The organism is Streptomyces sp. NPDC056169, assembly GCF_042268445.1.
In the GTDB taxonomy this organism is placed as follows: domain Bacteria; phylum Actinomycetota; class Actinomycetes; order Streptomycetales; family Streptomycetaceae; genus Streptomyces.
Window position 1 is genome coordinate 281,880 of record NZ_JBHJUO010000003.1, and the last position, 23,867, is coordinate 305,746.

Annotated in this window: 21 protein-coding genes; 8 read left to right on the forward strand and 13 right to left on the reverse strand. The window is 71.7% G+C overall.

Annotation, left to right across the window (positions count from 1 at the left end):
* Positions 1 to 199 precede the first annotated feature (199 nt).
* Genes ACFC0G_RS06265 through ACFC0G_RS06280 form a run of 4 tightly spaced genes read left to right on the forward strand, consistent with a single transcriptional unit; the run spans position 200 to position 3,712 of the window.
* Complete coding sequence (locus ACFC0G_RS06265; protein ID WP_376398460.1) at positions 200 to 1,165, forward strand: ABC transporter ATP-binding protein; 966 nt, start codon at positions 200 to 202, stop codon at positions 1,163 to 1,165.
* Positions 1,162 to 2,070, forward strand: coding sequence for an ABC transporter permease (locus tag ACFC0G_RS06270; protein WP_376398004.1), 909 nt, complete (start codon positions 1,162 to 1,164; stop codon positions 2,068 to 2,070). The genes ACFC0G_RS06265 and ACFC0G_RS06270 overlap by 4 nt, the downstream gene beginning before the upstream one ends.
* Positions 2,067 to 2,978 (forward strand): ABC transporter ATP-binding protein, encoded by a 912-nt coding sequence (locus ACFC0G_RS06275; protein WP_376398007.1) that lies wholly within the window; start codon positions 2,067 to 2,069, stop codon positions 2,976 to 2,978. The genes ACFC0G_RS06270 and ACFC0G_RS06275 overlap by 4 nt, the downstream gene beginning before the upstream one ends.
* 14 nt (positions 2,979 to 2,992) lie before the next feature.
* Positions 2,993 to 3,712, forward strand: coding sequence for an ABC transporter permease (locus tag ACFC0G_RS06280; protein WP_376398010.1), 720 nt, complete (start codon positions 2,993 to 2,995; stop codon positions 3,710 to 3,712).
* A gap of 96 nt (positions 3,713 to 3,808) precedes the next feature.
* Here the strand turns inward: ACFC0G_RS06280 and ACFC0G_RS06285 are convergent, their stop codons facing one another.
* Both ACFC0G_RS06285 and ACFC0G_RS06290 read right to left on the reverse strand, forming a co-directional pair.
* A complete protein-coding gene (locus tag ACFC0G_RS06285; protein ID WP_376398013.1) occupies positions 3,809 to 5,107 on the reverse strand; it encodes a CynX/NimT family MFS transporter in 1,299 nt (432 codons plus the stop codon).
* Positions 5,104 to 5,826 carry a FadR/GntR family transcriptional regulator gene (locus ACFC0G_RS06290; RefSeq protein ID WP_376398016.1) on the reverse strand — a complete coding sequence of 241 codons (723 nt, stop codon included), beginning with the start codon at positions 5,824 to 5,826 and terminating at the stop codon, positions 5,104 to 5,106. The genes ACFC0G_RS06285 and ACFC0G_RS06290 overlap by 4 nt, the downstream gene beginning before the upstream one ends.
* A gap of 123 nt (positions 5,827 to 5,949) precedes the next feature.
* On the opposite strand from ACFC0G_RS06290, the gene lpdA reads away from it, so the two are divergent.
* Positions 5,950 to 7,353 (forward strand): dihydrolipoyl dehydrogenase, encoded by a 1,404-nt coding sequence (lpdA, locus tag ACFC0G_RS06295; protein WP_376398019.1) that lies wholly within the window; start codon positions 5,950 to 5,952, stop codon positions 7,351 to 7,353.
* 113 nt (positions 7,354 to 7,466) lie between these two features.
* Positions 7,467 to 8,084: a rhomboid-like protein gene (locus ACFC0G_RS06300; RefSeq protein ID WP_376398463.1), complete on the forward strand. Its 618-nt coding sequence runs from the start codon at positions 7,467 to 7,469 to the stop codon at positions 8,082 to 8,084.
* Positions 8,085 to 8,273: 189 nt separating this feature from the next.
* Here the strand turns inward: ACFC0G_RS06300 and ACFC0G_RS06305 are convergent, their stop codons facing one another.
* The 9 genes from ACFC0G_RS06305 to ACFC0G_RS06345 all read right to left on the reverse strand — a co-directional run bounded on the left by ACFC0G_RS06305 (position 8,274) and on the right by ACFC0G_RS06345 (position 18,144).
* The gene (locus tag ACFC0G_RS06305; protein WP_376398020.1) at positions 8,274 to 9,080 is read right to left on the reverse strand and encodes an HAD family hydrolase; all 807 of its coding nucleotides are present in this window, start codon (positions 9,078 to 9,080) and stop codon (positions 8,274 to 8,276) included.
* On the reverse strand, positions 9,077 to 10,366 hold the full coding sequence (serS, locus tag ACFC0G_RS06310) for a serine--tRNA ligase (RefSeq protein WP_376398023.1): 1,290 nt from the start codon (positions 10,364 to 10,366) through the stop codon (positions 9,077 to 9,079). The genes ACFC0G_RS06305 and serS overlap by 4 nt, the downstream gene beginning before the upstream one ends.
* Positions 10,367 to 10,861: 495 nt before the next feature.
* Positions 10,862 to 11,797 carry a prephenate dehydratase gene (pheA, locus tag ACFC0G_RS06315; protein ID WP_376398025.1) on the reverse strand — a complete coding sequence of 312 codons (936 nt, stop codon included), beginning with the start codon at positions 11,795 to 11,797 and terminating at the stop codon, positions 10,862 to 10,864.
* Positions 11,798 to 11,896: 99 nt separating this feature from the next.
* Positions 11,897 to 13,147 carry an iron uptake transporter deferrochelatase/peroxidase subunit gene (efeB, locus tag ACFC0G_RS06320; protein ID WP_376398465.1) on the reverse strand — a complete coding sequence of 417 codons (1,251 nt, stop codon included), beginning with the start codon at positions 13,145 to 13,147 and terminating at the stop codon, positions 11,897 to 11,899.
* A 74-nt stretch (positions 13,148 to 13,221) separates the two neighbouring features.
* Entirely contained in the window at positions 13,222 to 15,186 is a 1,965-nt protein-coding gene (locus tag ACFC0G_RS06325) for a copper resistance CopC/CopD family protein (RefSeq protein WP_376398028.1), read from the reverse strand.
* Positions 15,187 to 15,210: 24 nt separating this feature from the next.
* Entirely contained in the window at positions 15,211 to 15,681 is a 471-nt protein-coding gene (locus tag ACFC0G_RS06330; protein WP_376398031.1) for a copper chaperone PCu(A)C, read from the reverse strand.
* Positions 15,678 to 16,409, reverse strand: a complete 732-nt coding sequence (locus tag ACFC0G_RS06335) for an SCO family protein (protein WP_376398034.1) — start codon at positions 16,407 to 16,409, stop codon at positions 15,678 to 15,680. Before ACFC0G_RS06335 ends, ACFC0G_RS06330 begins: the two co-directional genes overlap by 4 nt.
* 53 nt (positions 16,410 to 16,462) lie before the next feature.
* Positions 16,463 to 17,263 (reverse strand): YcnI family protein, encoded by an 801-nt coding sequence (locus tag ACFC0G_RS06340; protein WP_376398037.1) that lies wholly within the window; start codon positions 17,261 to 17,263, stop codon positions 16,463 to 16,465.
* A 110-nt stretch (positions 17,264 to 17,373) separates the two neighbouring features.
* Positions 17,374 to 18,144: a hypothetical protein gene (locus tag ACFC0G_RS06345; protein WP_376398040.1), complete on the reverse strand. Its 771-nt coding sequence runs from the start codon at positions 18,142 to 18,144 to the stop codon at positions 17,374 to 17,376.
* A gap of 204 nt (positions 18,145 to 18,348) precedes the next feature.
* Here ACFC0G_RS06345 and ACFC0G_RS06350 point away from each other — a divergent pair, with 204 nt between their 5' ends.
* Positions 18,349 to 18,825 (forward strand): ATP-binding protein, encoded by a 477-nt coding sequence (locus ACFC0G_RS06350; protein WP_376398042.1) that lies wholly within the window; start codon positions 18,349 to 18,351, stop codon positions 18,823 to 18,825.
* A 144-nt stretch (positions 18,826 to 18,969) separates the two neighbouring features.
* Here the strand turns inward: ACFC0G_RS06350 and ACFC0G_RS06355 are convergent, their stop codons facing one another.
* Positions 18,970 to 20,433: an aminopeptidase P family protein gene (locus tag ACFC0G_RS06355; protein ID WP_376398045.1), complete on the reverse strand. Its 1,464-nt coding sequence runs from the start codon at positions 20,431 to 20,433 to the stop codon at positions 18,970 to 18,972.
* Between the two features lie 151 nt (positions 20,434 to 20,584).
* Positions 20,585 to 22,036, reverse strand: a complete 1,452-nt coding sequence (locus tag ACFC0G_RS06360) for a PP2C family protein-serine/threonine phosphatase (protein WP_376398047.1) — start codon at positions 22,034 to 22,036, stop codon at positions 20,585 to 20,587.
* A gap of 613 nt (positions 22,037 to 22,649) precedes the next feature.
* On the opposite strand from ACFC0G_RS06360, the gene ACFC0G_RS06365 reads away from it, so the two are divergent.
* On the forward strand, positions 22,650 to 23,351 hold the full coding sequence (locus tag ACFC0G_RS06365) for a bifunctional DNA primase/polymerase (protein ID WP_376398050.1): 702 nt from the start codon (positions 22,650 to 22,652) through the stop codon (positions 23,349 to 23,351).
* The last annotated feature ends 516 nt before the right edge of the window (positions 23,352 to 23,867 follow it).

Below are 23,867 nucleotides of genomic sequence, written 5' to 3' on the forward strand. Positions count from 1 at the left end.
AGTCAAGGGGTCGAACGCCGGCCTGTGGAAAAGGTGGGGAAGGAGGTGGAGAAGAAGGTGGAGAAGTCAGGGGGCGAGCCGGCGGAAAAAGACTTTCGTCGCGACTCCCCTACGGGCTTGTACTCCTCTGGTCGGAGAAGGATCGAGCCGTTGGGCTGACGATTCCTGTGGCGCACGCCACTACCGTCGTACCGTGACTGTGATCGCGACCGAAAGCCTCAGCAAGCGGTTCCCCCGGGTGACCGCTCTTGACCGGCTCTCCCTGGACATCGGGCCCGGTGTGACCGGACTCGTGGGTGCCAACGGAGCCGGCAAGTCCACCATGATCAAGATCCTGCTCGGACTCTCCCCCGCCACGGAGGGCCGCGCCGAGGTGCTCGGCCTCGACGTCAGCACCTCCGGCGCCCGGATCCGCGAGCAGGTCGGCTACATGCCGGAGCACGACTGCCTGCCCCCGGACGTCTCGGCCACCGAGTTCGTCGTCCACATGGCGCGGATGTCGGGCCTGCCCGCGACCGCCGCCCGGGAGCGGACCGCCGACACCCTCCGCCACGTCGGCCTGTACGAGGAGCGCTACCGCCCGATCGGCGGCTACTCGACGGGCATGAAGCAGCGGGTGAAGCTCGCGCAGGCCCTCGTCCACGACCCGAAGCTGGTCCTCCTCGACGAGCCGACCAACGGCCTCGACCCGGTCGGCCGCGACGAGATGCTCGGACTGATCCGCCGCGTCTGGACCGACTTCGGCATCTCCGTCCTCGTGACCTCGCACCTCCTCGGCGAGCTGGAGCGCACCTGCGACCACGTCGTCGTCATCGACGGCGGGCAGCTGCTCCGCTCCAGCTCCACCAGCGACTTCACCCGGACCACCACGACGCTCGCGGTCGAGGTCACCGACTCCGACACCCACCCCGACGGCACGGGGGCGCTCCGCGCGGCCCTCGCCGAAGCCGGTGTCGTCCTCCACGCGGGCGTGGAGGACGGTCTGCCCGGCGCCGGCCACATCCTGCTCCTGGAAGCGGCCGGCGAGGAGACGTACGACCTCGTGCGGGACACCGTCGCCGACCTCGGCCTCGGACTCGTCCGCATGGAGCAGCGCCGCCACCACATCGCCGAGGTCTTCCGGCCCGAGACGCCCCCGCGGCACGAGGAGGTGCCGGCCCGATGAGCACCCAGCCCCACCCCTCCCAGGCCGCTCCCGACACGACGCAGATCCACAACATCGGCTACCGGTCCTACGACGGCCCGCGCCTCGGCCGGGCCTACGCGCGCCGGTCGCTCTTCTCGCAGTCCCTGCGCGGCGCCTACGGCCTCGGCCGCAGCGCCAAGTCGAAGGTGCTGCCGATGCTGCTCTTCGCCGTGATGTGCGTCCCGGCGCTGATCCTCGTCGCGGTCGCCGTGGTCGGGAAGCAGTCCAAGCTCTCGATCGAGTACACGCAGTACGCGATCTACCTCCAAGTCGTCATCAGCATCTACCTGGCCTCGCAGGCACCGCAGTCCGTCTCCCGGGACCTCCGGTTCCGGACGGTGCCGCTGTACTTCTCCCGCCCGATCGAGCGCGCGGACTACGTCCTCGCCAAGTTCGGCGCGATGGCCTCGGCGCTCTTCATCCTCACCGCGTCGCCGCTGCTGATCCTCTGGATCGGCTCGCTGCTCGCCAAGATGGACTTCGCGGAGCAGACCAAGATGTTCGGCCAGGGCCTCGTCTCCGTGGCGCTGCTCTCGGTGCTCTTCGGCGGCATCGGCCTCGTCATGGCGGCCCTCACCCCGCGGCGCGGCTTCGGCGTCGCCGCCGTGATCGCCGTCCTGACCGTCTCGTACGGCGCGGTCTCCACCCTCATGGGCATCGCCTTCGCGACGGACAACGCGGGCGCCATCCAGTGGCTCGGCCTCTTCTCGCCGATGACCCTCATCGACGGTGTGCAGAGCACCTTCCTGGGCGCCCCTCCCGGTTTCCCCGAACTCGGGGGTCCGAGCACCGGTGCCGGCGTGATCTACGTGCTGGTCGTCCTCGCGCTCATCGCCGGCTCGTACGGCATCCTGATGCGCCGCTACCGAAAGGTCGGGCTGTGACCACGCTCCACATCGACCACGTCTCCCGCTGGTTCGGAAACGTCGTGGCCGTGAACGACGTCACGATGGCGGTGGGCCCGGGCGTCACCGGCCTCCTCGGCCCGAACGGCGCCGGGAAGTCCACCCTGATCAACATGATGGGCGGCTTCCTCGACCCCTCCACCGGCAGCGTCACGCTCGACGGACAGAAGATCTGGGGCAACGAGTCCGTCTACCGCCAGATCGGTGTCGTCCCCGAGCGGGAGGCGATGTACGACTTCCTGACCGGCCGTGAGTTCGTCGTGGCCAACGCGGAGCTCCAGGGCCTCGGCGACAAGGAGGCCCAGGAGGCCCTCGCCACGGTCGAGATGGAGTACGCCCAGGACCGCAAGATCTCCACGTACAGCAAGGGCATGCGGCAGCGCGTGAAGATGGCCTCGGCCCTCGTGCACCAGCCGTCCGTGCTCCTCCTCGACGAGCCGTTCAACGGCATGGACCCGCGCCAGCGCATGCAGCTGATGGACCTGCTGCGGCGGATGGGCGCGGAGGGCCGCACGGTCCTCTTCTCCTCGCACATCCTGGAGGAGGTCGAGCAGCTCGCCTCCCACATCGAGGTGATCGTGGCCGGGCGGCACGCGGCCTCCGGCGACTTCCGCAAGATCCGCCGGCTCATGACGGACCGGCCCCACCGCTATCTCGTCCGCTCCAGCGACGACCGGGCGCTGGCCGCCGCACTCATCGCCGACCCGTCCACGGCCGGGATCGAGGTCGACCACGTGGAGGGCGGACTGCGCGTCCAGGCGGTGGACTTCGGGCGGTTCACGGAGCTGCTGCCCAGGGTCGCGAAGGACCGGGGCATCCGCCTCCTGACGGTCTCGCCCTCGGACGAGTCCCTCGAATCGGTCTTCTCGTACCTCGTCGCGGCCTGAAAGGAGCCTGACCGATGTACAACCCCACAGTCGCCCGGCTCACCTACCGGGCCCTCCTCGGCCGCCGGCGGGCGCTGATCCTCTTCCTGCTGCCCGCCCTGCTCGTGCTCATCGCCGGGGCGGTGCGCGCCTTCAGCGGCGCGGACGACCAGGTCGCCGCCGACGTCCTGGGCGGCTTCGCGCTGGCCACGATGGTGCCGCTGATCGGCGTGATCGCCGGCACGGGCGCGATCGGGCCGGAGATCGACGACGGCTCGATCGTCTACCTGCTGTCCAAGCCGGTGAAGCGGCCCACGATCATCTTCACGAAGCTCATCGTGGCGATCGCCGTGACCATGGTCTTCTCGGCGGTGCCGACGCTGATCGCCGGATTCATCCTCAACGGCAACGGCCAGCAGGTGGCCGTCGCGTACACGGTGGCGGCCCTGGTGGCTTCCATCGCCTACAGCGCGCTGTTCCTGCTGCTCGGCACGGTCAGCCGGCACGCGGTCGTCATCGGCCTCGTCTACGCGCTGGTCTGGGAGACCCTCTTCGGCTCCCTGATCTCCGGCGCGAAGACCCTGAGCGTCCAGCAGTGGTCGCTCGCCCTCGCGGAGAAGGTCACCGGCGACGGCCTGATCGACTCCGAGGTCGGACTCACCACGGCGACCGTCCTCCTCGTGGCGGTCACGGTCGCGGCGACCTGGTTCGCCGGCCACAAGCTGCGGACGCTGACCCTGGCGGGCGAGGAGTAGGCCCCCGGGACGGGACGACACAGCGGCGGTACGGCTCCGAGGGTCGTCGCCCCGGCTCCGGGAGGCCCTCCCGGAGCCGTACCGCCCCCCCACACCTCAGACCGTGCGGTTCCGGGCCGCCAGCAGGCCCACGGCGAGGGACGCCGCGCAGACGACGAGGACCAGCGAGATCGGCAGGGACCAGGAGCCGGTGGCCTGGTGCAGGGCGCCGGCCACCAGCGGGCCCGCCGCGGCCAGGAGATAGCCGACCGTCTGCGCCATCCCCGACAGCCTGGCCGCGGTCACCGCGTCCCCCGAGCGCAGCACGATCAGGGTCAGCGCGAGGCCCAGAGCGCCGCCCTGGCCGACGCCGAGCAGCGCCGCCCAGAGCCAGGCGCCCTCGGCGGGCGCGATCAGCAGACCGGCGTAACCGGCCGCGACCAGCGTCGTGACCAGGACGATCAGCGGGCGCTGACTCCGCATCCGGCCCGCGAGGAGCGGCACCGCGAAGGCGCCCACGATCTGGGTCAGGGTGTTGAAGGCGAAGATCATCCCGGCCGTGGAGCGGCTCATGCCGTGATCGGTGAAGATCGTCGGCATCCAGGCGATCAGGACGTAGGACCAGAGCGACTGGCCGCCCATGAACAGGGTCACCTGCCAGGCCAGCGGCGAGCGCCAGACGCTCACGGGGGGCTTGGCGCCGGCCGGGACGGCCCGTACCTCGTGCCCCGTACGGCCCTTGGCGATCAGCACCTGCGGCAGCCAGGCGAGCGCCGCGACCCCGGCGAGCAGCGACCAGAAGCCCAACGAGGCCTCCCAGCCGCCGCCGAGGGCCTCCTCCAGCGGCACCGAGGCCGCAGCCGCCACCGTCGCGCCCGCGATCAGCGCACCCGTGTAGACGGAGGTCATCGCCGCGGCCCGGTCCGGGAAGTCCCGCTTGATGAGCCCCGGCATCAGCACGTTGAGCAGGGCGATCGCCGTACCGACGAGGATCCCGCCGCCGTACAGCGCGTACACGGACGGCAGGACGCGCGCGAGGATGCCGACGCCGAGCAGGAGGAGCGCGGCGAACAGCACCCGTTCGGCGCCGAAGCGGCGACCCAGCCACGGAGCGACCAGCGCGCCCACGCCCAGGAACAGGACCGGCACCGAGGTGACGAGCGAGCTCGCCGTCGAGGAGAGACCGAAGGCGGTGGAGATCTCGCCCACCAGGGGCGCCACGCTCGCGAGGGCGACCCGCATGTTCAGCGAGGCCAGGACGATCCCGATCAGGAGCACCGCCGGGTGCGCGAGCAGTGCGCGGCGGGCCGCGACCCCTTCGGCCGACGGCGCGACCCCGGCCTCGGCATCGACGAGGACGCGCGCCGGCCCCTCCGCCTCCGCGAGGGCCTCGCCTCCCGTACGTATCGCGGTCATCCGTTGCGCTCCGGCAGGTTCCGCTCCGGCAGGTCCTGCTCCGCCAGGTCCTGCTCCAGCGCCGCGATCGTCTCCAGCGGCAACCGCAGCAGCTCGCGCGCCTGGCGCTCCGCCGCCTCCGGGTCGCCCGCCTCGACCGCCTCCACCAGGGCCTCGTGGGCGTCTATGTCGACGGGCGGCATCTCCCGGTCGCCGAGCGCCTCCACCAGCACCTCGTGCACCTGCGTGGAGAAGAAGCGGTACACCTCGACGAAGGCGGCGTTGTGCGTCGCGCCCACGACCGCCAGATGGAAGGCGAGGTCCGCGTCCGCGTCCCGGTCGCCCTCCTCCCGCAGGGTGGTCAGCGCCGCCCGCAGCCGCAGCAGGTCGTGGGTGTCCCGGCGTACCGCCGCGAGCCGGGCGGCCTCCGCCTCCAGGGCGACCCGCAGTTCGAGCACGTCCGCCGCGCCCGCGTGGCGCACCCCGCGCAGCACGGCGGCCGGATCGGCGGTCGACCTGACGAAGGTGCCGTTGCCCTGCCGGGACTCCAGGAGCCCCGCGTGGACGAGGACCCGGACCGCCTCGCGGACGGTGTTGCGGCCCACGCCGAGCTGCTGCGCGAGCTCGTGCTCGGTGGGAATGCGGTCGCCGACCGCCCACTCCCCGTCGGTGAGCTGCGCACGGAGCTGTTCCACCGCGGAGTCCACCAGCGAGGTCCGCCCCGCCGCCTTGAGTGCCATGCCGTTCCGACCTCTCCATTCGCCCGGTTGCCCAGTCATCCTACAACTGACCCCGCGCGGGACACCGGACTACTGTGGGGCCGTACGCGGACCGAACACCCTCACCACCCTCGGGAGTCAGTCATGTCAGACCGCTTCGACGTCGTCGTACTCGGAGCTGGCCCCGGCGGCTACGTCGCCGCCATCCGCGCCGCCCAGCTGGGCAAGCGGGTCGCGGTCGTCGAGGAGAAGTACTGGGGCGGTGTCTGCCTGAACGTCGGCTGCATCCCCACCAAGGCGCTGCTGCGCAACGCCGAGCTCGCCCACATCTTCAACCACGAGGCCAAGACCTTCGGCATCAAGGTCGACGGCACGGTCACCTTCGACTACGGCGACGCCTACCGCCGCAGCCGCTCGGTCGCGGACGGCCGGGTCAAGGGCGTCCACTTCCTCATGAAGAAGAACGGGATCACCGAGTTCAACGGCCGGGGCACCTTCCTCGACGCGAACACCCTCCAGGTGGCGAAGGCCGACGGCACCTCGGAGACGATCACCTTCGACAACTGCGTCATCGCGACCGGCGCCACCCCGCGCCTGCTCCCGGGCACGGCCCGCAGCGAGCGCGTCGTCTCCTACGAGGAGCAGATCCTCGCCGAGGACGCCCCGAAGTCGATCGTCATCGCCGGCGCCGGCGCGATCGGCATCGAGTTCGCGTACGTGCTGAACAACTACGGCACCAAGGTCACCATCGTCGAGTTCCTCGACCGGATCGCCCCGCTGGAGGACGAGGAGGTCTCCAAGGAGCTGGCGAAGCAGTACCGCAAGCTCGGCATCGACGTCCTGACCTCCACCCGGGTCGAGGCCATCGACGAGTCCGGCCCGCAGGTCCGCGTCACCGTCACCGGCAAGGACGGCGTCCAGAAGGTCCTGGAGGCCGACAAGGTCCTCCAGGCCATCGGCTTCGCCCCGAACGTCACCGGCTACGGCCTGGAGGCCACCGGTGTCGCCCTCACCGAGCGCGGCGCGATCGACGTCGACGGCCGCTGCCGCACCTCCGTGCCGCACATCTACGCCATCGGCGACGTGACCGCGAAGCTGATGCTCGCGCACACCGCCGAGGCCATGGGCGTCATCGCGGCCGAGACCATCGGGGACGCCGAGACGATGGAGCTCGACTACCCGATGATCCCGCGCGCGACCTACTGCCAGCCGCAGATCGCCAGCTTCGGCTGGACCGAGGCGCAGGCCCGCGAGAAGGGCTTCGACGTCAAGGTCGCCAAGTTCCCGTTCGTGGCGAACGGCAAGGCGCACGGTCTCGGCGACGCCACGGGCTTCGTCAAGATCATCGCCGACGGGACGCACGGCGAGATCATCGGCGCCCACCTGATCGGCCCCGACGTCACCGAGCTGCTGCCCGAGCTGACGCTGGCCCAGCAGTGGGACCTCACGGTCCACGAGGTCGCGCGGAACGTCCACGCGCACCCGACGCTGGGCGAGGCCGTGAAGGAAGCCATCCACGGCATTGCCGGACACATGATCAATTTCTAAGGTTTCTCCTGGTTTCAAGTGATAGGCACTGAAAGGTGCCGAACACAGAATCCCCGGGCAGCGACGCCTCTCCGGGCAGAGACACCTCGCCGGGTGGCGAACCGTCCCGACCGATCAGGTCGTGGGTGCGTTCGTCACCCGGTACGCATGTCTGGCTGCTGGTCATCGCGATCACGAGCCTCGTCATCGCGCTCTCCCCCGACGGCCTGGAGGCCTACCTCCTCCACCGCAACAGCAGCAACCTCCACCAGCTCGCGCACCACCCCGTGCGCGCCCTGCTCGGCAGCGCGTTCTGGATCGAGAACCCGGCCGACCTGCTGCTGTACGCGGTCCTCTTCGAGCTCTTCCACGCCCCCGTGGAACGCTGGCTCGGCACCCCGAAGTGGCTCTTCGTCGTGGCCACGGCGCACATCGCGGCGACGCTCATCAGCCAGCAACTCGTCCTGGACGCCATCCGCGACCACGACGTGCCGCGCAGCATGGCGCACGTCGTCGACATCGGGGTCAGCTACGGGCTCGCCGCCTCCGTGGGCATCCTGACCTACCGACTGCCCCGCCCCTGGCGCTGGTTCTACCTCGCGGGAGCCGTCGCCTTCTTCCTCGTACCGCTCGTGACCGGTCGTACGTACACCGACCTCGGGCACGCGATCTCCCTGGCGATCGGCCTCGCCTGCTATCCGCTGACCCGCGGAAAACCAGTCGCTCCCGAACAGGGGCACGGCGCACACTAGTTGTGCGGGGGAAACGGGGGATCTCCCGGAAGCGGCCGCTTCGAGCGCGTGGACAGGCGTCCGCGCGAGGCCGTGAACGACGAAGGCCCGCTCCTTTCGGGGAGCGGGCCTTCGTCGTCGGTTCAGGGAGGCTCGGGCCGAAGCAGGCGCTCCGGCAAGAGGTCCAGGCAGGAGGTCCAGGCAGGAGGCTCAGGCGGAGAGCAGGCGCTCCAGGACGACGGCGATGCCGTCCTCCTCGTTCGACGAGGTCACCTCGTTCGCCACCGTCCGCAGTTCCTCGTGCGCGTTGCCCATCGCCACACCGTGTGCCGCCCAGGCGAACATCGGGATGTCGTTCGGCATGTCGCCGAAGGCGATCGTCTCCGCAGCCTTCACGCCCAGCCGGCGCGCGGCCAGGGAGAGCCCCGTCGCCTTGCTCAGGCCGAGCGGGAGGATCTCCACGATCCCCGGCCCGGCCATGACGACGTCCACGAGCCCGCCGACCGTCTCGCGGGCGATCCGCACCAGCTCGTCGTCGCTCAGCTCCGGGTGCTGGAGGTAGAGCTTGGTCAGCGGCGCCGCCCACAGCTCCGCCGGGTCCTCGTACGGCACGTACGGCAGGGGACCCTCCTGGATCCGGTAGCCGGGGCCCATCAGGACCTCGCCCTCCAGGCCGTCGCGGCTGGCGGCCAGCGCCAGCGGGCCGACCTCCGCCTCGATCTTGGAGAGGGCGAGCCCGGCGAGCTGCCGGTCCAGGGTCAGCGAGGTCAGCAGCCGGTGCTCACCGGCGTGGTAGACCTGCGCGCCCTGCCCGCACACCGCGATCCCCTCGTAGCCGAGGTCGTCGAGGATGTGCCGCGTCCAGGGCACCGCACGGCCGGTGACGACGATGTGCGCGGCGCCCGCCTCGGTCGCGGCGGCGAGCGCGTCCCGCGTGCGGTCGGAGACGGACTCGTCGGCGCGCAGCAGCGTGCCGTCGAGGTCCGTCGCCACCAGGCGGTAGGGGAAGGGGCTCACTTGGCGATCGGCTCCAGGACCTCGCGCCCGCCCAGGTACGGCCGCAGGACCTCGGGCACGCGCACCGAACCGTCGGGCAGCTGGTGGTTCTCCAGGATCGCCACGATCGTGCGCGGTACGGCGCACAGCGTGCCGTTCAGGGTGGCCAGCGGCTGCACGGTCTTCTTGCCGCCCTGCTCGTCGCGCATGCGGACGGAGAGCCGGCGGGCCTGGAAGCTGTTGCAGTTCGAGGCGGAGGTGAGCTCGCGGTACTTGCCCTGGGTCGGGATCCACGCCTCGCAGTCGAACTTGCGGGAGGCGGAGGCGCCGAGGTCACCGGTGGCGACGTCGATGACCTGGAACGGCAGCTCCAGAGCGGTCAGCCACTGCTTCTCCCAGTCCAGGAGCCGCTTGTGCTCGTTCTCCGCGTCCTCGGGCGCGACGTACGAGAACATCTCGACCTTGTCGAACTGGTGGACGCGGAAGATGCCGCGGGTGTCCTTGCCGTACGTGCCGGCCTCGCGGCGGAAGCAGGGCGAGAAGCCCGCGTACCGCAGGGGCAGCTTGTCGGCGTCGATGATCTCGTCCATGTGGTACGCCGCGAGCGGGACCTCGGAGGTGCCGACCAGGTAGAGGTCGTCGTTCTCCAGGTGGTACACGTTCTCCGCGGCCTGGCCGAGGAAGCCGGTGCCCTCCATGGCGCGCGGGCGGACCAGCGCCGGGGTCAGCATCGGGACGAAGCCGGCCTCGGTGGCCTGGGCGATCGCCGCGTTGACCAGGGCGAGCTCCAGGAGGGCGCCCACGCCGGTCAGGTAGTAGAAGCGCGAGCCGGAGACCTTGGCGCCCCGCTCGACGTCGATGGCACCGAGCGCCTCGCCCAGCTCCAGGTGGTCCTTGGGCTCGAAGCCCTCGGCCGCGAAGTCACGGATGGTGCCGTGCGTCTCCAGGACGACGAAGTCCTCCTCGCCGCCGACCGGGACGTCCGCGTGGACGATGTTCCCGAGCTGGAGCAGGAGCCGCTTGGCCGTCTCGTCGGCCTCGTTCTGCTCGGCCTCGGCGGCCTTGACGTCGGTCTTGAGCTGCTCCGCCTTCTGCAGGAGGTCGGCGCGCTCCTCGGGCGTGGCCCTGGGGATCAGCTTTCCGAGCGCCTTCTGCTCGGATCGGAGCTCGTCGAAGCGGACGCCGGACGACCTGCGCCGCTCATCGGCGGAGAGCAGGGCGTCGACGAGCGCGACGTCCTCTCCACGGGCGCGCTGGGAGGCGCGAACACGGTCGGGGTCCTCACGGAGCAGGCGAAGGTCAATCACCCCACCAGGCTACCGGTGCCCGCTTGCGCGACCCCACCGGATAAGGTTGCGCGTGTTGTTTTGCCCGAATTGCCGCCCGGGGAAAAGTGGACCGGGGGCCGCCGCATTCACTTATCCACAGGCTGTGCGGAAGTTCTGTGGACTACGGGGAGGGTCGCGGGGATTCCTTGGGATTCCTCACCCCGGACCTGGCAATTCCGTGATCAAACGCCATTTGCCCACTCAATCGGGTGGGAATTGCTCGCTCCAAAGAGTTGATCCTGGGAAACGCGGTGACGGATGCGTCATCAGCGCACTGTGGACGACTCGGGAGTGGCCAGAGAGTCGCTGGGGCGATTTGTCGACCATGTCGGTTTGCGATGTCGACTTGTCCCCAGGTCGAGCGGAGCCCTGTGGATAACCTCTGTGGGTAACTGAAAAGTATGCAGGTAGGACTAGTTGTTCGTACCTGTGGACGACCGCTCCCGGCAGCGGGAGCGGTCGGTCAGTATCGGGTCAGGCCCGACCGTCCTGGGCCCTCGCCAGCCAGTCGGAGGCCGCCATGAACTCCACGTCCGACGTCCCGCGCCGCAGCGCCGCCACGTCCTCGACCGCGACGCCCGCCCGCGGATACGAGCCGAGGAAGCGCACCTTGGGGCAGATCCGCTTGAGCCCCATCAGCGCCTCGCCCACCCGGCGGTCCGAGATATGGCCCTCGGCGTCCACGGCGAAGCAGTAGTTCCCGATCCCCGCCCCCGTGGGCCGGGACTGGATCAGCATCAGGTTCACCCCGCGCACCGCGAATTCCTGGAGCAGTTCGAGGAGGGCACCCGGATGATCGTCACCCAGCCACAGCACCACCGAGGTCTTGTCCGCGCCGGTCGGCGCCGCCGGGCGGGCCGGCCGCCCCACGAGCACGAACCGGGTCTCGGCGTTCTCCGCGTCGTGGATCTCGGTGACCAGCGGCTCCAGACCGTACGTCGCCGCCGCGAACTCGCCCGCGAAGGCGGCGTCGAACCGGCCCTCCTGGACCAGCCGGGCCCCGTCCGCGTTGGACGCGGCCGACTCCCACACGGCGTCGGGCAGGTGTGCCCGCAGCCAGTTCCTGACCTGCGGCTGGGCCACCGGATGACCCGTGACCGTCTTGATCTCCGAGAGCCTGGTCCCGGGGCGCACGAGCAGCGCGAAGGCGATCGGCAGCAGCACCTCGCGGTAGATCATCAGCGGCTCGCCGGAGGCCAGCTCGTCCAGGGTCGCGGTCACCCCGCCCTCGACCGAGTTCTCGATCGGTACGAGTGCGGCGGCGGCCTCCCCGTTCCGTACGGCGTCGAGCGCGGCCGGCACCGAGACCATCGGGACGAGCTCCCGGGTCGCGGCCTCGGGCAGCGTACGCAGCGCGGCCTCCGTGAAGGTGCCTTCGGGGCCGAGATACGTGAACCGGGTGGCGGACATACCGTCACCCTAGTGGTCGCCGGGCGCACGGGCCGCCCGCTCGAACGGGGTGACGGGACGCGGTCACGGCCTGTCCGTCGGATCGGGGCCGGACCGGCCCTACGCCTCCAGGAGCCGCTGGCCCACGTACTCGCCCTCGGCGGGGCCGCCCGGGACCGCGAAGAGACCGCTCGACTCGTGCCGGATGAACGTGGACAGCGCGTCGCCCCGGTCGAGCTTGCGCTGCACCGGGACGAACCCCCGGAGGGGATCGGCCTGCCAGCAGACGAAGAGGAGCCCGGCGTCCGGTGTCCCGTCCGGACCGATTCCGTCGTGGAAGGAGAAGGGCCTGCGCAGCATCGCCGCACCGCCGTTCTGCTCGGGGGCGGAGATCCGGGAGTGGGCGTTGTCCGGGATCACCAGCTGTCCGTCCGGCCCGAACTTGTTCAGGTCGAGCTCGGTGGTCTCGGTTCCGCCGGTGAGCGGGGCGCCGTCGGACTTCCGGCGGCCGATCACCTTCTCCTGCCGGTCCAGCGGCAGCTTCTCCCAGTCGTCGAGGAGCATCCGGATCCGCCGCACCACCGCGTACGAACCGCCGGCCATCCACTCCTCGGTGCCGGTGGCCCCGGCGGGGACGAAGATCCGCCGGTCGAAGTCGGGCTCCGTGGGCTTCGGGTTGCCCGTGCCGTCGACCTGGCCCATGAGGTTGCGCGCGGTCATCGGCTTCGCGGTGGCACCGGCCGAGCGGTTGAAGCCGTTCATCTGCCAGCGCACCCGGGCCGCGTCGCCCGTGTCCTTCTGCAGGGCCCGCAGCGCGTGGAAGGCGACGAGGGCGTCGTCGGCGCCGATCTGCACCCACAGATCGCCCTCGGACCGCCGCGGGTCGAGCGCGTCGGAGGAGAAGGCGGGCAGCGGGTCGAGCGCGGAGGGGCGGCGCGAGGCCAGCCCGGTGCGGTCGAAGAAGGTACGGCCGAAGCCGAATGTGACCGTGAGAGAGGAGGGCCCGGCGTCGAGCGCGATGCCGGTGTCCCCGGCCGGGGCCTTCCCCGCCATCAGCGCCTTCGCCGTGGCCGACCAGCGGCGCAGCAGGGCGGCGGCCTCCTTGCGCCCGGCGCCCGGGGCCAGGTCGAAGGCGACCAGATGCCCGCGGGACTGGAGAGGGGTGGTGATACCGGCCTGATGTTTCCCGTGAAACATCACCTCGGTCGCGCCGACGGAGGCCAGGGCCTGCGGGCCGCCGGCGCCGGCGGTGGTGGTGTCATCGCCCGACACGGCCCCGGAGACCCCGACGCCGCCGGCCGCGCCGATGACGAGTCCGGCCGCGCCCGCAGCGCCGACGGTGCCGAGCAGCCGCCGCCGGGAGATGTCCACGTGGCCGGTGCTGTCGCCGCCGCTGTGGCCGCTGCTGTCGCTGTTGGCGTTGTTGTCGCTCTCGGTCACGAGGGTCAGCCGATCTTCACGTTCTTGTCGATGGTGGTCTGGTCGATGTCGGAGGTGCGGACGGTCACCTGGATCTTCCACTCGCCGGGCATCGGGATCTGGACGCCGCTCGCGCTCCAGTGTCCGGTCTGGATCCGGTCGGGGGCGACGGGCAGGGGGCCGACGTCCTTGGCCTCCAGGGTGAGGGCGACCTTGATCTCGGGGACGTCCAGCGGCTTGCCGTTGGGGCGCTCGACGAAGACGTGGAGCGCGTTGGCGCCGGTGCGGCCGGGGTCGAGGCTGAGACGGACGACGCCCTTGCCGTCGACGCCGCCGGTGTCGAACGGCAGCCGGATGTCGACGGGACGGTCGGGCACGGCGGCCGAGCCGGCGGTGGAGCCGGTCCGGCCGGCCTCCTCCTCGGTGCGACCGGGCTCGGTGGAGGTGAGGACGGTGGTCACGGCGAGGAGGACGACGGCGACGGCGGCTTCGGTCAGCACCGAGCGGCGAAGACCGGCCCGCTCGGGGTCGGCGTCCCGCTCCCGCTTGCGGCGGGCGGTGGCGACGGCGGCGCGCTGCCGGGCGAGCTGAGCGGCCCGCTCGGCGTCGGGCTCGGGGCCGGCCTCGGCGTCGGGCTCAGGGCCGGAGTCGGAGTCGGCGCCGACGAGGGCCCCGACTTCCTCGTCCGCCTCGGCTTCTCCAGCCGCCTCGGCTTCCTTCGCCTCGGCCGGGTGCTCGGTGGGCGTGGAGTCGGCGAGGCGCTGGGTCCAGCGGCGCGAGACCCAGCCGATGCCGAGGAGCACGGCCATCAGGCCGAGCTTGACCAGCAGCAGCTGCCCGTAGCGGGTGTCGGTCAGCGCGGACCAGGAGCCGACCTGTCGCCAGGACTGGTAGAGCCCGGTCGCCGCGAGGACGACCACGGAGCCGAAGGCGACCTTCGAGAAGCGTGCCACCGCCGAGCGCTCGACGGAGGGCGCCCGGTAGAGGGCGACGAGCAGCACCGTGAGTCCGCCGAGCCAGGCGGCGACGGCCAGCAGGTGCAGGATGTCGACGGGCATGGCGATGCCGGGCTGGATGCCGGTCGAGGCGTGCTCGGCCAGCGCCCACGTACCGGCGATACCGGCGGCGACGACGGTGCCGCCGAGGCCGAGTCCGAAGGCGAGGTCCTTCCGCTCCTTCGGGTCGGTGCGGCGGGCGTAGGAACCGAAGAGGACCGCGACGAAGAGCGCCGCGGCGCCGAGCAGCAGCAGACGGGAGGTGAGCGCGGCCCCGGTCTTGGTCTCCAGGACGGACTTCAGGCCCGCCAGGTCGAAGGCGTCGGAGAGCTCCCCGGAGCCGGTGTACGGGTTGCGGAGGAGGAGCATCGCCAGCGTGGCGACCGTGAGGGTCAGCCAGCCGCGGACCACGGTCCGCTGGATCGGGCGGACGCCCGCGCCGCGCGGCCAGCAGGCCAGGACGAAGGCGCCGCCGCCGACGAGGACGGCGAAGGCGGCGTACGAGAGGTAGCGCGCGATGCCGTAGAGGGCGCCGACGAGGCCACCGCCGGCGTTCTGCTCGGGCAGCGCGACGGAGGTCGCGGAGGGGGCCCCGATGGAGAAGGTGAAGGCACCGGCGATCGGGTGGCTGTCGGCGGAGACGGTCTGCCAGGCCACGGTGTACGTACCGTCCGGGAGCCCGGCGCGGAGCCCGACTCCGTACCGGACGATCGAGCCGCTGCACAGGTCGCGTATCTCGCCGGTGTCGGCCCGCCGTCCCGCCGGGTCGAGGACCCGGATCGAGTCGGCGCTCATGGCGACCTGCTCGGAGAAGGTCAGGTTGACCTCCTTGGGGGCGGTGGCGACCACCGCCCCGTCCCTCGGGTCGCTTCCGGTGAGCGCCGCGTGCGCGGAGGCGGGGGCGGCGCCGGCGAGCAGCGTGCCGAGCAGCGCGGCCGCGAGGATCAGCAGCCGGGCCACGGCGGTACCGAGGCGCGGGGCGGTGGTGGTTGTCATCTGTATGTCACTCCGTCAACGAGCTCAGTGCTGCTGCGGGTTGTGGTTGGCGGCCTCGACGGGAACGTCGACCTTGAGGGGGGCGGACTTCTCGAAGTGGAGCTCGATGCTGACCTTCTCGCCCTGCTTGGGCTTCTTCTTCAGCTCCATGAACATGATGTGGCTGCCACCGCGTTCGAGCTTCAGCTCCCCGTTGGCGGGGATGTCGAAGGACGTCACCTGCACCATCTTCTGGTTCTTCGTCTCGTGGATCGTGATGTCGTCCGAGATCGGGCTGGTGACGGAGGTGAGCTTGTCCGCCGTGCCGCCGCTGTTGGTGACGGTGAGGAAGCCGCCGGCCATGTCCATCACCGGCTGCGGCATGAACGCGCCGCTGACCTTCAGCTCGGGCTTGCCGCCCGCGGAGTCGGATCCGGAGTCGGACGAGCACCCGGTCAGCGCGAGCGAGGCGGCGAGGGCCACGGCGGCGGACAGGGCGGTGGTGCGGCGGTTCACGGGTTCTCCCCCTTGATGAGCTTCGGCAGGTCCTTGGCGTAGTCCTCGACGGTCGTGTCCTCGCCGTACAGGACGTAGCCCTGGTCGGTGGTGGGCGAGAAGGCGATCACCTGGGCGCCGTGCATGGAGACGACCGAGCCGTTCTTCTCCTTCTTCGGCGGGTCGATGCCGATGCCGATCGAGCGGGCGCCCGCCTGGATGGTGGAGAACTCGCCGGTGAGACCGATGAAGGAGGGGTCGCCCGCGGCGGGCAGCCACTTGGCGAGCTCGGCGGGGGTGTCCCGCTCGGGGTCGGTGGTGATGAGGACGACCTGGAGCTTCTCCTGGTCGGCCTTGGGGAGCTGCTTCATGGCGATGGCGATGTTGCTCATCGTCATGGGGCAGACGTCGGGGCAGTGCGTGTAGCCGAAGTAGACGAGGGTCGGCTTGCCCTTGGTCCGCTCGCGCAGGTCGTACTTCTCGCCCTTGGTGTCGGTGAGGACGAGCGAGGGCTTGGTGAACGGCCGGTCGAGGACGGTGGCGGCCTTGGTGGAGTCGCTGCCGCCGGAGATCTCGGCGACCGCGTTCGAGCCCGTGCCGGGCTTGTCGTCGTTGCCACCGAGGCCGACGGCCGCGGTGATGCCGAGCGCGGCGACGATCGCGACCGCGGCGACGATCAGCGGGGTGCGCCGCCCGGGGCGGGCGGCGCCGCCCTCGGGCTGCGGGGTGGGTGTCTTCTCTGCGGACATCGTGGTTCTTTCCGAACTCGTCGGGTGGAAGTCGGGTGAAAGGAGAAGGAGTGTCAGGCCGAGCGGCGGCGGCCGGCGAGGACGCCGAAGGCGACGCCGGCGATGCCGACCAGGATGCCGATGACGCCGAGGATCCGGGCCGTGGTGTCGGAGGAGGACGACGAGGCGGCGGCCGTCTTCTCCTCGTGGGCGCCGGCCTTGTCGTCGTGCCCGGACTTCGCGTCGCCGGAGGCGGAGGCCGAGGGGGCGGTGGCGCCGCCGCCGTGGTGGTCACCGCTCGCGGCGGAGAGCTTCAGGACGGGAGCCGGGTTCTGCGGCTCGTCCGCGCCGTCCTTCGCCTCCTCGATCCAGCGCACGACCTCCTTGTTGTCGTACGTCTGGATGGCCTTGAGCACGAGCTCGTCCGCGTCCTCGGGCAGCTGGCCGAGGGAGAGCGGGAACTGCTGGAACTGGCCGGGGCCGATCTTCGAACCGTCGGCGGTCCAGGTCACCTTGGAGACGGCCTCGTTGATCTTCTTGCCGTGCAGCTCCAGCGGCTTGCTGAGCTTGCTCTTCGTCACCTCGGCCTTCCAGCCGGGGATGGGCTGCGGCATGACGGAGGCCAGCGGGTGGTCGAGCGGGAAGTTGACCTCCAGCTTCACGGTGGAGGCGTTGTCGCGCTCGTTCGGGACCTTGATGTTGACGGTCGCGTAGCCGCCCTTGGCGGCCTCGCCCTGCGGCTGCACGCTGACGTGCGCGAAGGCCGTGCCGGACAGCAGCACGACGGAGGAGAGCGCGATGCCGCCGGCGAGGGCGACACGGGTGGCGGAGGAGAGGCGCGAGGAAGAAGAGGAAGAGGTACGGGAAACGCTCATGGCGGAAGACACTCCAGCTCGGAGAAGGACGGCGGGATCCGGCGCGCCGAGGGGGAACCCCTGCTCAGGCGTGCGGACGTACGCGGCCCGCTCCTGGTGAGCGGTCCGCGTCAGGCTGCGAGGACGCAGTCGGCGGCCGGGGGGCCGCGTCGGATCACCGTGTTCTCGAGCGCCTCGAAGACCGGCGGCGGAGCGGAGTCGAAGGCCGTACGTACGGGCCGCCGCGATGCCGTGTGCGGGGCCGCGGGCAGTCCGGCGAGCAGGCTCCGTACGAGGCGGAGCGCGGCCCGGAGCGAGCGCACGAGGGTGCACTCGGCGAGCTCCGTCGCGCCCTGCTCGGAGAGCTGGACGAGCCGGACCAGGGCCCGGTCGCCGCGGCGCAGCAGCCAGCCCGCGGCGAGGGCGGCGAGCAGGTGGCCGAGGAGCATGGGCAGTCCGGGCAGGAGCCCGTCGGACGGGGCCGCCGCGTGCCCCAGGTGGCCGTGGGCGGTGGCCGGGGCGAGCCCGGCGTCGCCGACGATCCTGGCGGCGTCGGCCGGACTGATGGCCCCGGTACCCGCTCCGCAGACCAGCTTGGCGGCCAGCCGCACGAGGGCGTCGTCGGCCGTGGGGCTCAGCGCGAGAGGGCGCCGGCCCAGGCTGAAGAGGACGTGCAGGCCGAGCTGCCCGCCCGCGAGGGCGCCGACGACGAAGGCGAGGGAGCGTTCGCGTCCGGCGAAGAGGACGGTGATCCCGAAGACGCCGAGGAAACCGGCGAGGAGGGTCCACAGGGCGATGCCCGCACAGGCGGCGAGGGCGTGTCCCAGCGCGGACAGCACGACGCAGACCGCGGTGAACACCGCGGCCCTCAGCAGCCGTGGAGCGAGCGCGGGGGCAGTCATGGCGGGCCCATCATCGCACCAGGGGCAGGGCCGCCATGAGGCAGGTCCGTAAGGTCGTTCTTGGGCGTCTTCGGGGTGACATACACCGGCGTACCGGCGCGGTGCATCCGCCGAACGAGCGCTCTTGTCGCCTTCGGGGGCTTACGAAGGGTTCCGTCCGGCAATAGGTATCGGTATGTCGAGCCGCTGCCGGGAGGCTGGAGCATGAGCATCTGGTGGTCACTCCATCTGCGGCGCGAGGCCGCGAGCGTGCCGCTTGCCCGCCGGCTTCTGCTGGGCACGATGGAGACGGCCGGGGTCGATCCCGACGTGTCGTACGAGCTGTCGGTCGCGCTCACCGAGGCCTGTGCGAACGCGGTCGAGCACGGCGGTGACGGCGACGGCGGCGGGACGGGCAGGGCGTACCGCGTGACGGCGTACCTGGACGGCGAGACCTGCCGTATCGAGGTGGCGGACTCGGGCCCGGGCTTCCCCGGCGCGGGACCCGGCCGCCCCGGTGCCGGGACGGCGTCGGCGCCGCCGCCCGCCTCCGACGACGCCGAGCACGGCCGTGGGCTGCGCCTGATCGAGGAGCTCGCCGACCACGTGCAGTTCGGCAACCGCTCGGGCCGGGGCGGCGCGGTCGTCAGCTTCGACAAGATCCTGAAGTGGAAGGACGGCCCGTCCCTCCTGATGGCCTGAGCCCGGGAGAGGCGTGCGAGGCGTGCGAGGCGTGCGCGTACGGGGAAGGGCCCCCGCCGGTCGGTCGGCGGGGGCCCTTCGTCTCCAACGTACGCGCGAAAACGGCTGCGCGAAAACGTCCGCGCCGCGGCGCGAACGCGGAGGTCAGCCCTTCAGGCCGGCCATCCACGCCTCGACCTCTTCGGAGGTGCGCGGCAGCGCGTCCGAGAGGTTCACGTTGCCGTCCTCGGTGACGAGGATGTCGTCCTCGATCCGGACGCCGATGCCGCGGTACTCCTCCGGCACGGTCAGGTCGTCGGCCTGGAAGTACAGACCCGGCTCGACGGTCAGGCACATGCCCGGCGCGAGGGTCGTGTCGACGTACGCCTCGGTGCGCGCGGCGGCGCAGTCGTGGACGTCCATGCCGAGCATGTGACCGGTGCCGTGCAGGGTCCAGCGGCGCTGGAGGCCGAGCTCCAGGACGCGCTCGACCGGGCCCTCGACGAGGCCCCACTCGACGAGCTTCTCGGCGAGGACGCGCTGGGCGGCGTCGTGGAAGTCGCGGTAGGCGGCGCCGGGCTTCACCGCGGCGATGCCGGCCTCCTGGGCCTCGTACACGGCGTCGTAGATCTTGCGCTGGAGCTCGGTGTACCGGCCGTTGATCGGCAGGGTGCGGGTGATGTCCGCGGTGTAGAGCTCGGTCGTCTCCACGCCGGCGTCGAGCAGCAGCAGGTCGCCGGAGCGGACGTCGCCGTCGTTGCGCACCCAGTGGAGGGTGGTGGCGTGCGGGCCGGCGGCGCAGATGGAGCCGTAGCCGATGTCGTTGCCCTCGACGCGGGCGCGCAGGAAGAAGGTGCCCTCGATGTAGCGCTCGCTGGTCGCCTCGGCCTTGTCGAGGACCTTGACGACGTCCTCGAAGCCGCGGGCGGTGGCGTCGCAGGCCTTCTTGAGCTCGGCGACCTCGAAGTCGTCCTTGATCAGGCGGGCCTCGGAGAGGTAGACGCGGAGTTCCTCGTCGCGCTCGGCGGTGACCTTGTCGGTCAGGGCCGCCTCGATGCCGGCGTCGTGGCCGCGGACGGCGCGGACGGGGCCGGTGGCCTCCTTCAGCTGGGCGGCCAGCTCGCGGACGTCCTTCGCGGGGACGCCGAGGAGCTGCTCGGCCTCGGTGAGGGAGTGGCGGCGGCCGACCCACAGCTCGCCCTGGCCGTCGAGCCAGAACTCGCCGTTCTCGCGGTCGGAGCGCGGCAGCAGGTAGATCGTGGCCTTGTGGCCGCTCTTCGCCGGCTCCAGGACGAGGACGCCGTCCTGCGTCTGGTCGCCGGTGAGGTACGCGTACTCGGTCGAGGCACGGAAGGCGTACTCCGTGTCGTTCGACCGGGTCTTCAGGTTGCCGGCGGGGATCACCAGACGCTCGCCCGGGAAGCGGGCGGACAGCGCGGCGCGGCGCGCGGCCGTCTTGTCGGCCTGCGCGACGGGCGCCAGGTCACGCAGCTCGGTGTCGGCCCAGCCGGACTTCATGTTCTCGGCGAGCTCGTCGGACACGCCCGGGTACAGGCCGTTCTTCCGCTGCTTGATCGCCTGCTCTTCGGTCGTCTCTTCCGGGGTCTCCGGCGTGAGCTCCTCGGCCACGGGTCTGCCTCCTCTTGGTACGACACTGAACCCCCACCATCGTACGGTCGTACGGAAGGGGGCCCAGGGCCGGAAGGCCTCTTACCGGAGCGTCACGTTCCGCTCACGCGCGGGCGTCCCGCGGAGCTCCCGTGCGAGTGCCCCGCGGAGCTCACTCGAAGCGTGCGGCGAGCAGGACCACGTCCTCCTCGTCGTCGGCCGTGTCGAGGCCCTCGGGCAGCAGGGTCCGCAGGACGTGGTCGGCGATCGCGCCCGGGTCGCCCCGGTCCGCCTTCGGCACGCTCGCGGCGGCCGCGTGGAGCCGCGCGAAGGCCCGGTCCATGGCGTCACCGGTACGGCGGAGCAGCCCGTCCGTGTAGAGAAGCACCGTTTCTCCCGGGGTGGGAGACAGCTCGACGCTCGGCGCCTCCCAGCAGGAGAGCATCCCGAGCGGAGCCGAGAGCGAGGTCTCGACGAACTCGGTGCGGTGCTCGCCGATGATCAGCGGCGGGGCGTGCCCGGCCCCGGCCAGGACGATCCGGCGCTGCGCGGGCTCGGCGTAGGCGAAGAGCGCGGTCGCCGAGCGGGCGGGCTCGGTGAGCCGGAGCAGGAGCTCCAGGTCGGAGAGGACGGCGACGGGATCCTCGCCCTCCATCACCGCGTACGCCCGGAGGGAGGCGCGCAGCCGGCCCATGGCGGCCAGCGCGCTCGGCCCGGTCCCGGAGACGGAGCCGACGGCGAGGCCGAGGGCGCCCTCCGGCAGCGGCAGCGCGTCGTACCAGTCGCCGCCGCCCCGGGGGCCGGTGCGGTGGCGGGCGGCGAGCTGGACGCCGGGGACGCGGGGGAGGCGGCTGGGGAGCAGCTCCTCGGCGATGGTGGAGACCTGGGCGCGGGCGCGCTCGACCTGGAGGAGGCGGGCGAGGTGCTCGGTCGCGAAGCGGCCGTAGAGCCCGATGAGGTGGCGCTGGCGTTCGGAGGGCTCGGCGGGCTCGTCGTAGAGCCAGACGGCCGCGCCCAGCCGGCCGGCCTCCTCGGTGGCGAGGGGGAGGGCGTAGCTCGCGGCGTAGCCGAGGCGGGCGGCGACCTCGCGGTGGCGCGGGTCGAGGCCCTCCTCCGTACGGACGTCGGGGATGGCGATCGGATCGGGGACGCGGGCCGGGTCGGCGGGATCGGGGAGGCCGTCGAGGAGGCGCCCGTAGCTGGTGGCGCCGCGCGGGACGGTCTCGATCGTGCCGAGCTCGGCGTGGGCGAGCCCGAGGCCGATGGTGGTGGCGGGGCCGAGGCCGTCGGCGGGTTCGAGGACGGCCATGCCCCGGCGGGCGCCGACGAGGGCGGCGCCGGCGCGGAGCACCTCGGGGAGGGCCTCGTCGAGGGACGAGGTCCTGATGAGGCGCTCGGTGAGTTCGTGGAGGGTGGTGAGGTCGGAGACCCAGCCGGCCAGCCGGTCCTGGATCAGCGCGCCGGGCGGGAGGGCCGCGTCGGCGGGCGTCGCCGCCGCGGGGACCCCGGGAAGGGGCGCCGTAGTGTGCGGGGGGTGGGGAACCGTGGAATCGATTCCGGCCACTTTCGGCATGTGTGGGGCGCTCATGTCAGTCGGCTTTCCGACCGGTGCGTTTGACGCCATAGCATCGCAAACCCCCATGTCATTCTGCGCCGCTCGATGCATCCACATGTACACGCACTGGAGGAGCGATGTCCAGCATTGTCCCCATGGGACTTGTGGTGTCCGTGAGCTTGGACGCAAGGGTTGAAGTGCGCGGGAAGTTGGCCGAAAATTGCCCCCGGTGTGCACCTTTTGCGGTCGACTGGCGTCGTTTGAAAGCGCGTCATTCCGAGCGTGCTGGGTACGTACTCGATGACAGGCAGGGGCAGTTGGAGCTGCCCCGGAACGTGCCGCGGAACCCCGGCGTCTTACGTGCCGCAGGCCTCGGCCCGTCCCCCAGTGGCGGGGAACGTGTTCTGACCCGGCTTGGATCTGGCACCGATACGGATCGACCTGGCTCGACCTGGTTCCGACCTGGCACCACCTGGTTCCGACCTGGCTCCACCTGGTTCTGACCTGCTCCACCGGTTCCTCCCCGGCTCGACCTGGCTCCTCCGGTTCATACCTGGCCCGTCGACCCCGCTTCGGCGCGGGGCGGCGCACCACCGACCTTGTACGCGCTGATACGCACGGTGAAGAGATCTGCACATGGTGTGATGTGGATTCGGCGTTCAACGGAAAGGAACGAGCGCTCATGCGCGAGATCCTCGGAATCCTGGGACCCCTTGTGAGGCGAGGCAGCCGACGCAGGCTCCGGCGCGAGGTGAGGCCGGCCCGGCTCGACGCGGCGGTCACCTTCGCGGTCGAGTGGGGCTGGCCCGTCCTGCCGGGCGCCGGCCTGAGGGCGACGACCCGCCCGGCCGCGGGGCCCGCCTGCGTCTGCCCCGACCCCGAATGCGCGGTCCCCGGCGCGCACCCGTACGAACCCGGGCTCCTCGCGGCCACCACCGACGAGCGGATGATCCGCTGGTGGTGGACCAGGCGCCCGGAGGCCCCGGTGCTCCTCGCCACGGGTGGCGGTGCGCCGTGCGCGGTGAGCCTGCCCGCGGTGGCGGGAGCGCGGGCGCTGACCGCGCTCGACGCGATGGGCATGCGGCTCGGCCCGGTGGTGGCGACGCCGACGCGCTGGTCGATCCTCGTCGCCCCGTACGGCCTCGAACGGCTGGGCGAGCTGCTGTACGTGAAGGACAGCGTGCCCAGTTCGCTGCGGTTCCACAGTGAGGGCGGCTATCTGTTGCTGCCTCCCTCGGTCGCCGGGAACGGGCAGGTGCGGTGGGAGCGGGCGCCGCTCGCGGGCTCGGCCCGGCCGTGGCTGCCGGACGTGGAGGCCGTGGTGGACGCCCTGGTCGAGGCGAGCACGAGCACCCCGGGCGGCGGGAGCCGGCTCACGTACTGAGGGGCGCCACCGGTCCGGCGGTGACTGCCCGGCGGTGACCGTCCGGCGGTGGCGTCCGGAGGCCGTCCGCGTACGGGCCGGGCGGCGCGGCTCGTTCACCCGAACGGGTGTGTCCTGGCCCGACTTGCAGGGGAAACGCGCGCGCGGCCGACCGGGCGCCCGCCGGCCGCCGATATGTTCGCCCCACCCGTCGAAGATCCCGGGCGAAAGAGCAGGTGGGACGCATGAGTCCGGTGATGAGCCCGGCGAAACTCCGCATGATCGGACTCGGAGCGGCCGTCACGGTCGCCGTCCTGCTGCCGATCGTCGCGGTGGCGGGGCAGACGGGTGATCCCGCACGGCCGCCCGCGGGCCAGAGCGACGCGAAGCCCGGCGGTGAGCGCGGGGGCGAGAGCGGGGACCTGCTGTCGGACCTGGGGCTCGGCGGCGGATCCCGTACGGCGGGGACTCCCGGCGCCGGTCGGGATGCCGGTCCGGCGGCCGGCCCTGATCGGGCTCCCGCTCCTGCTTCCGTAC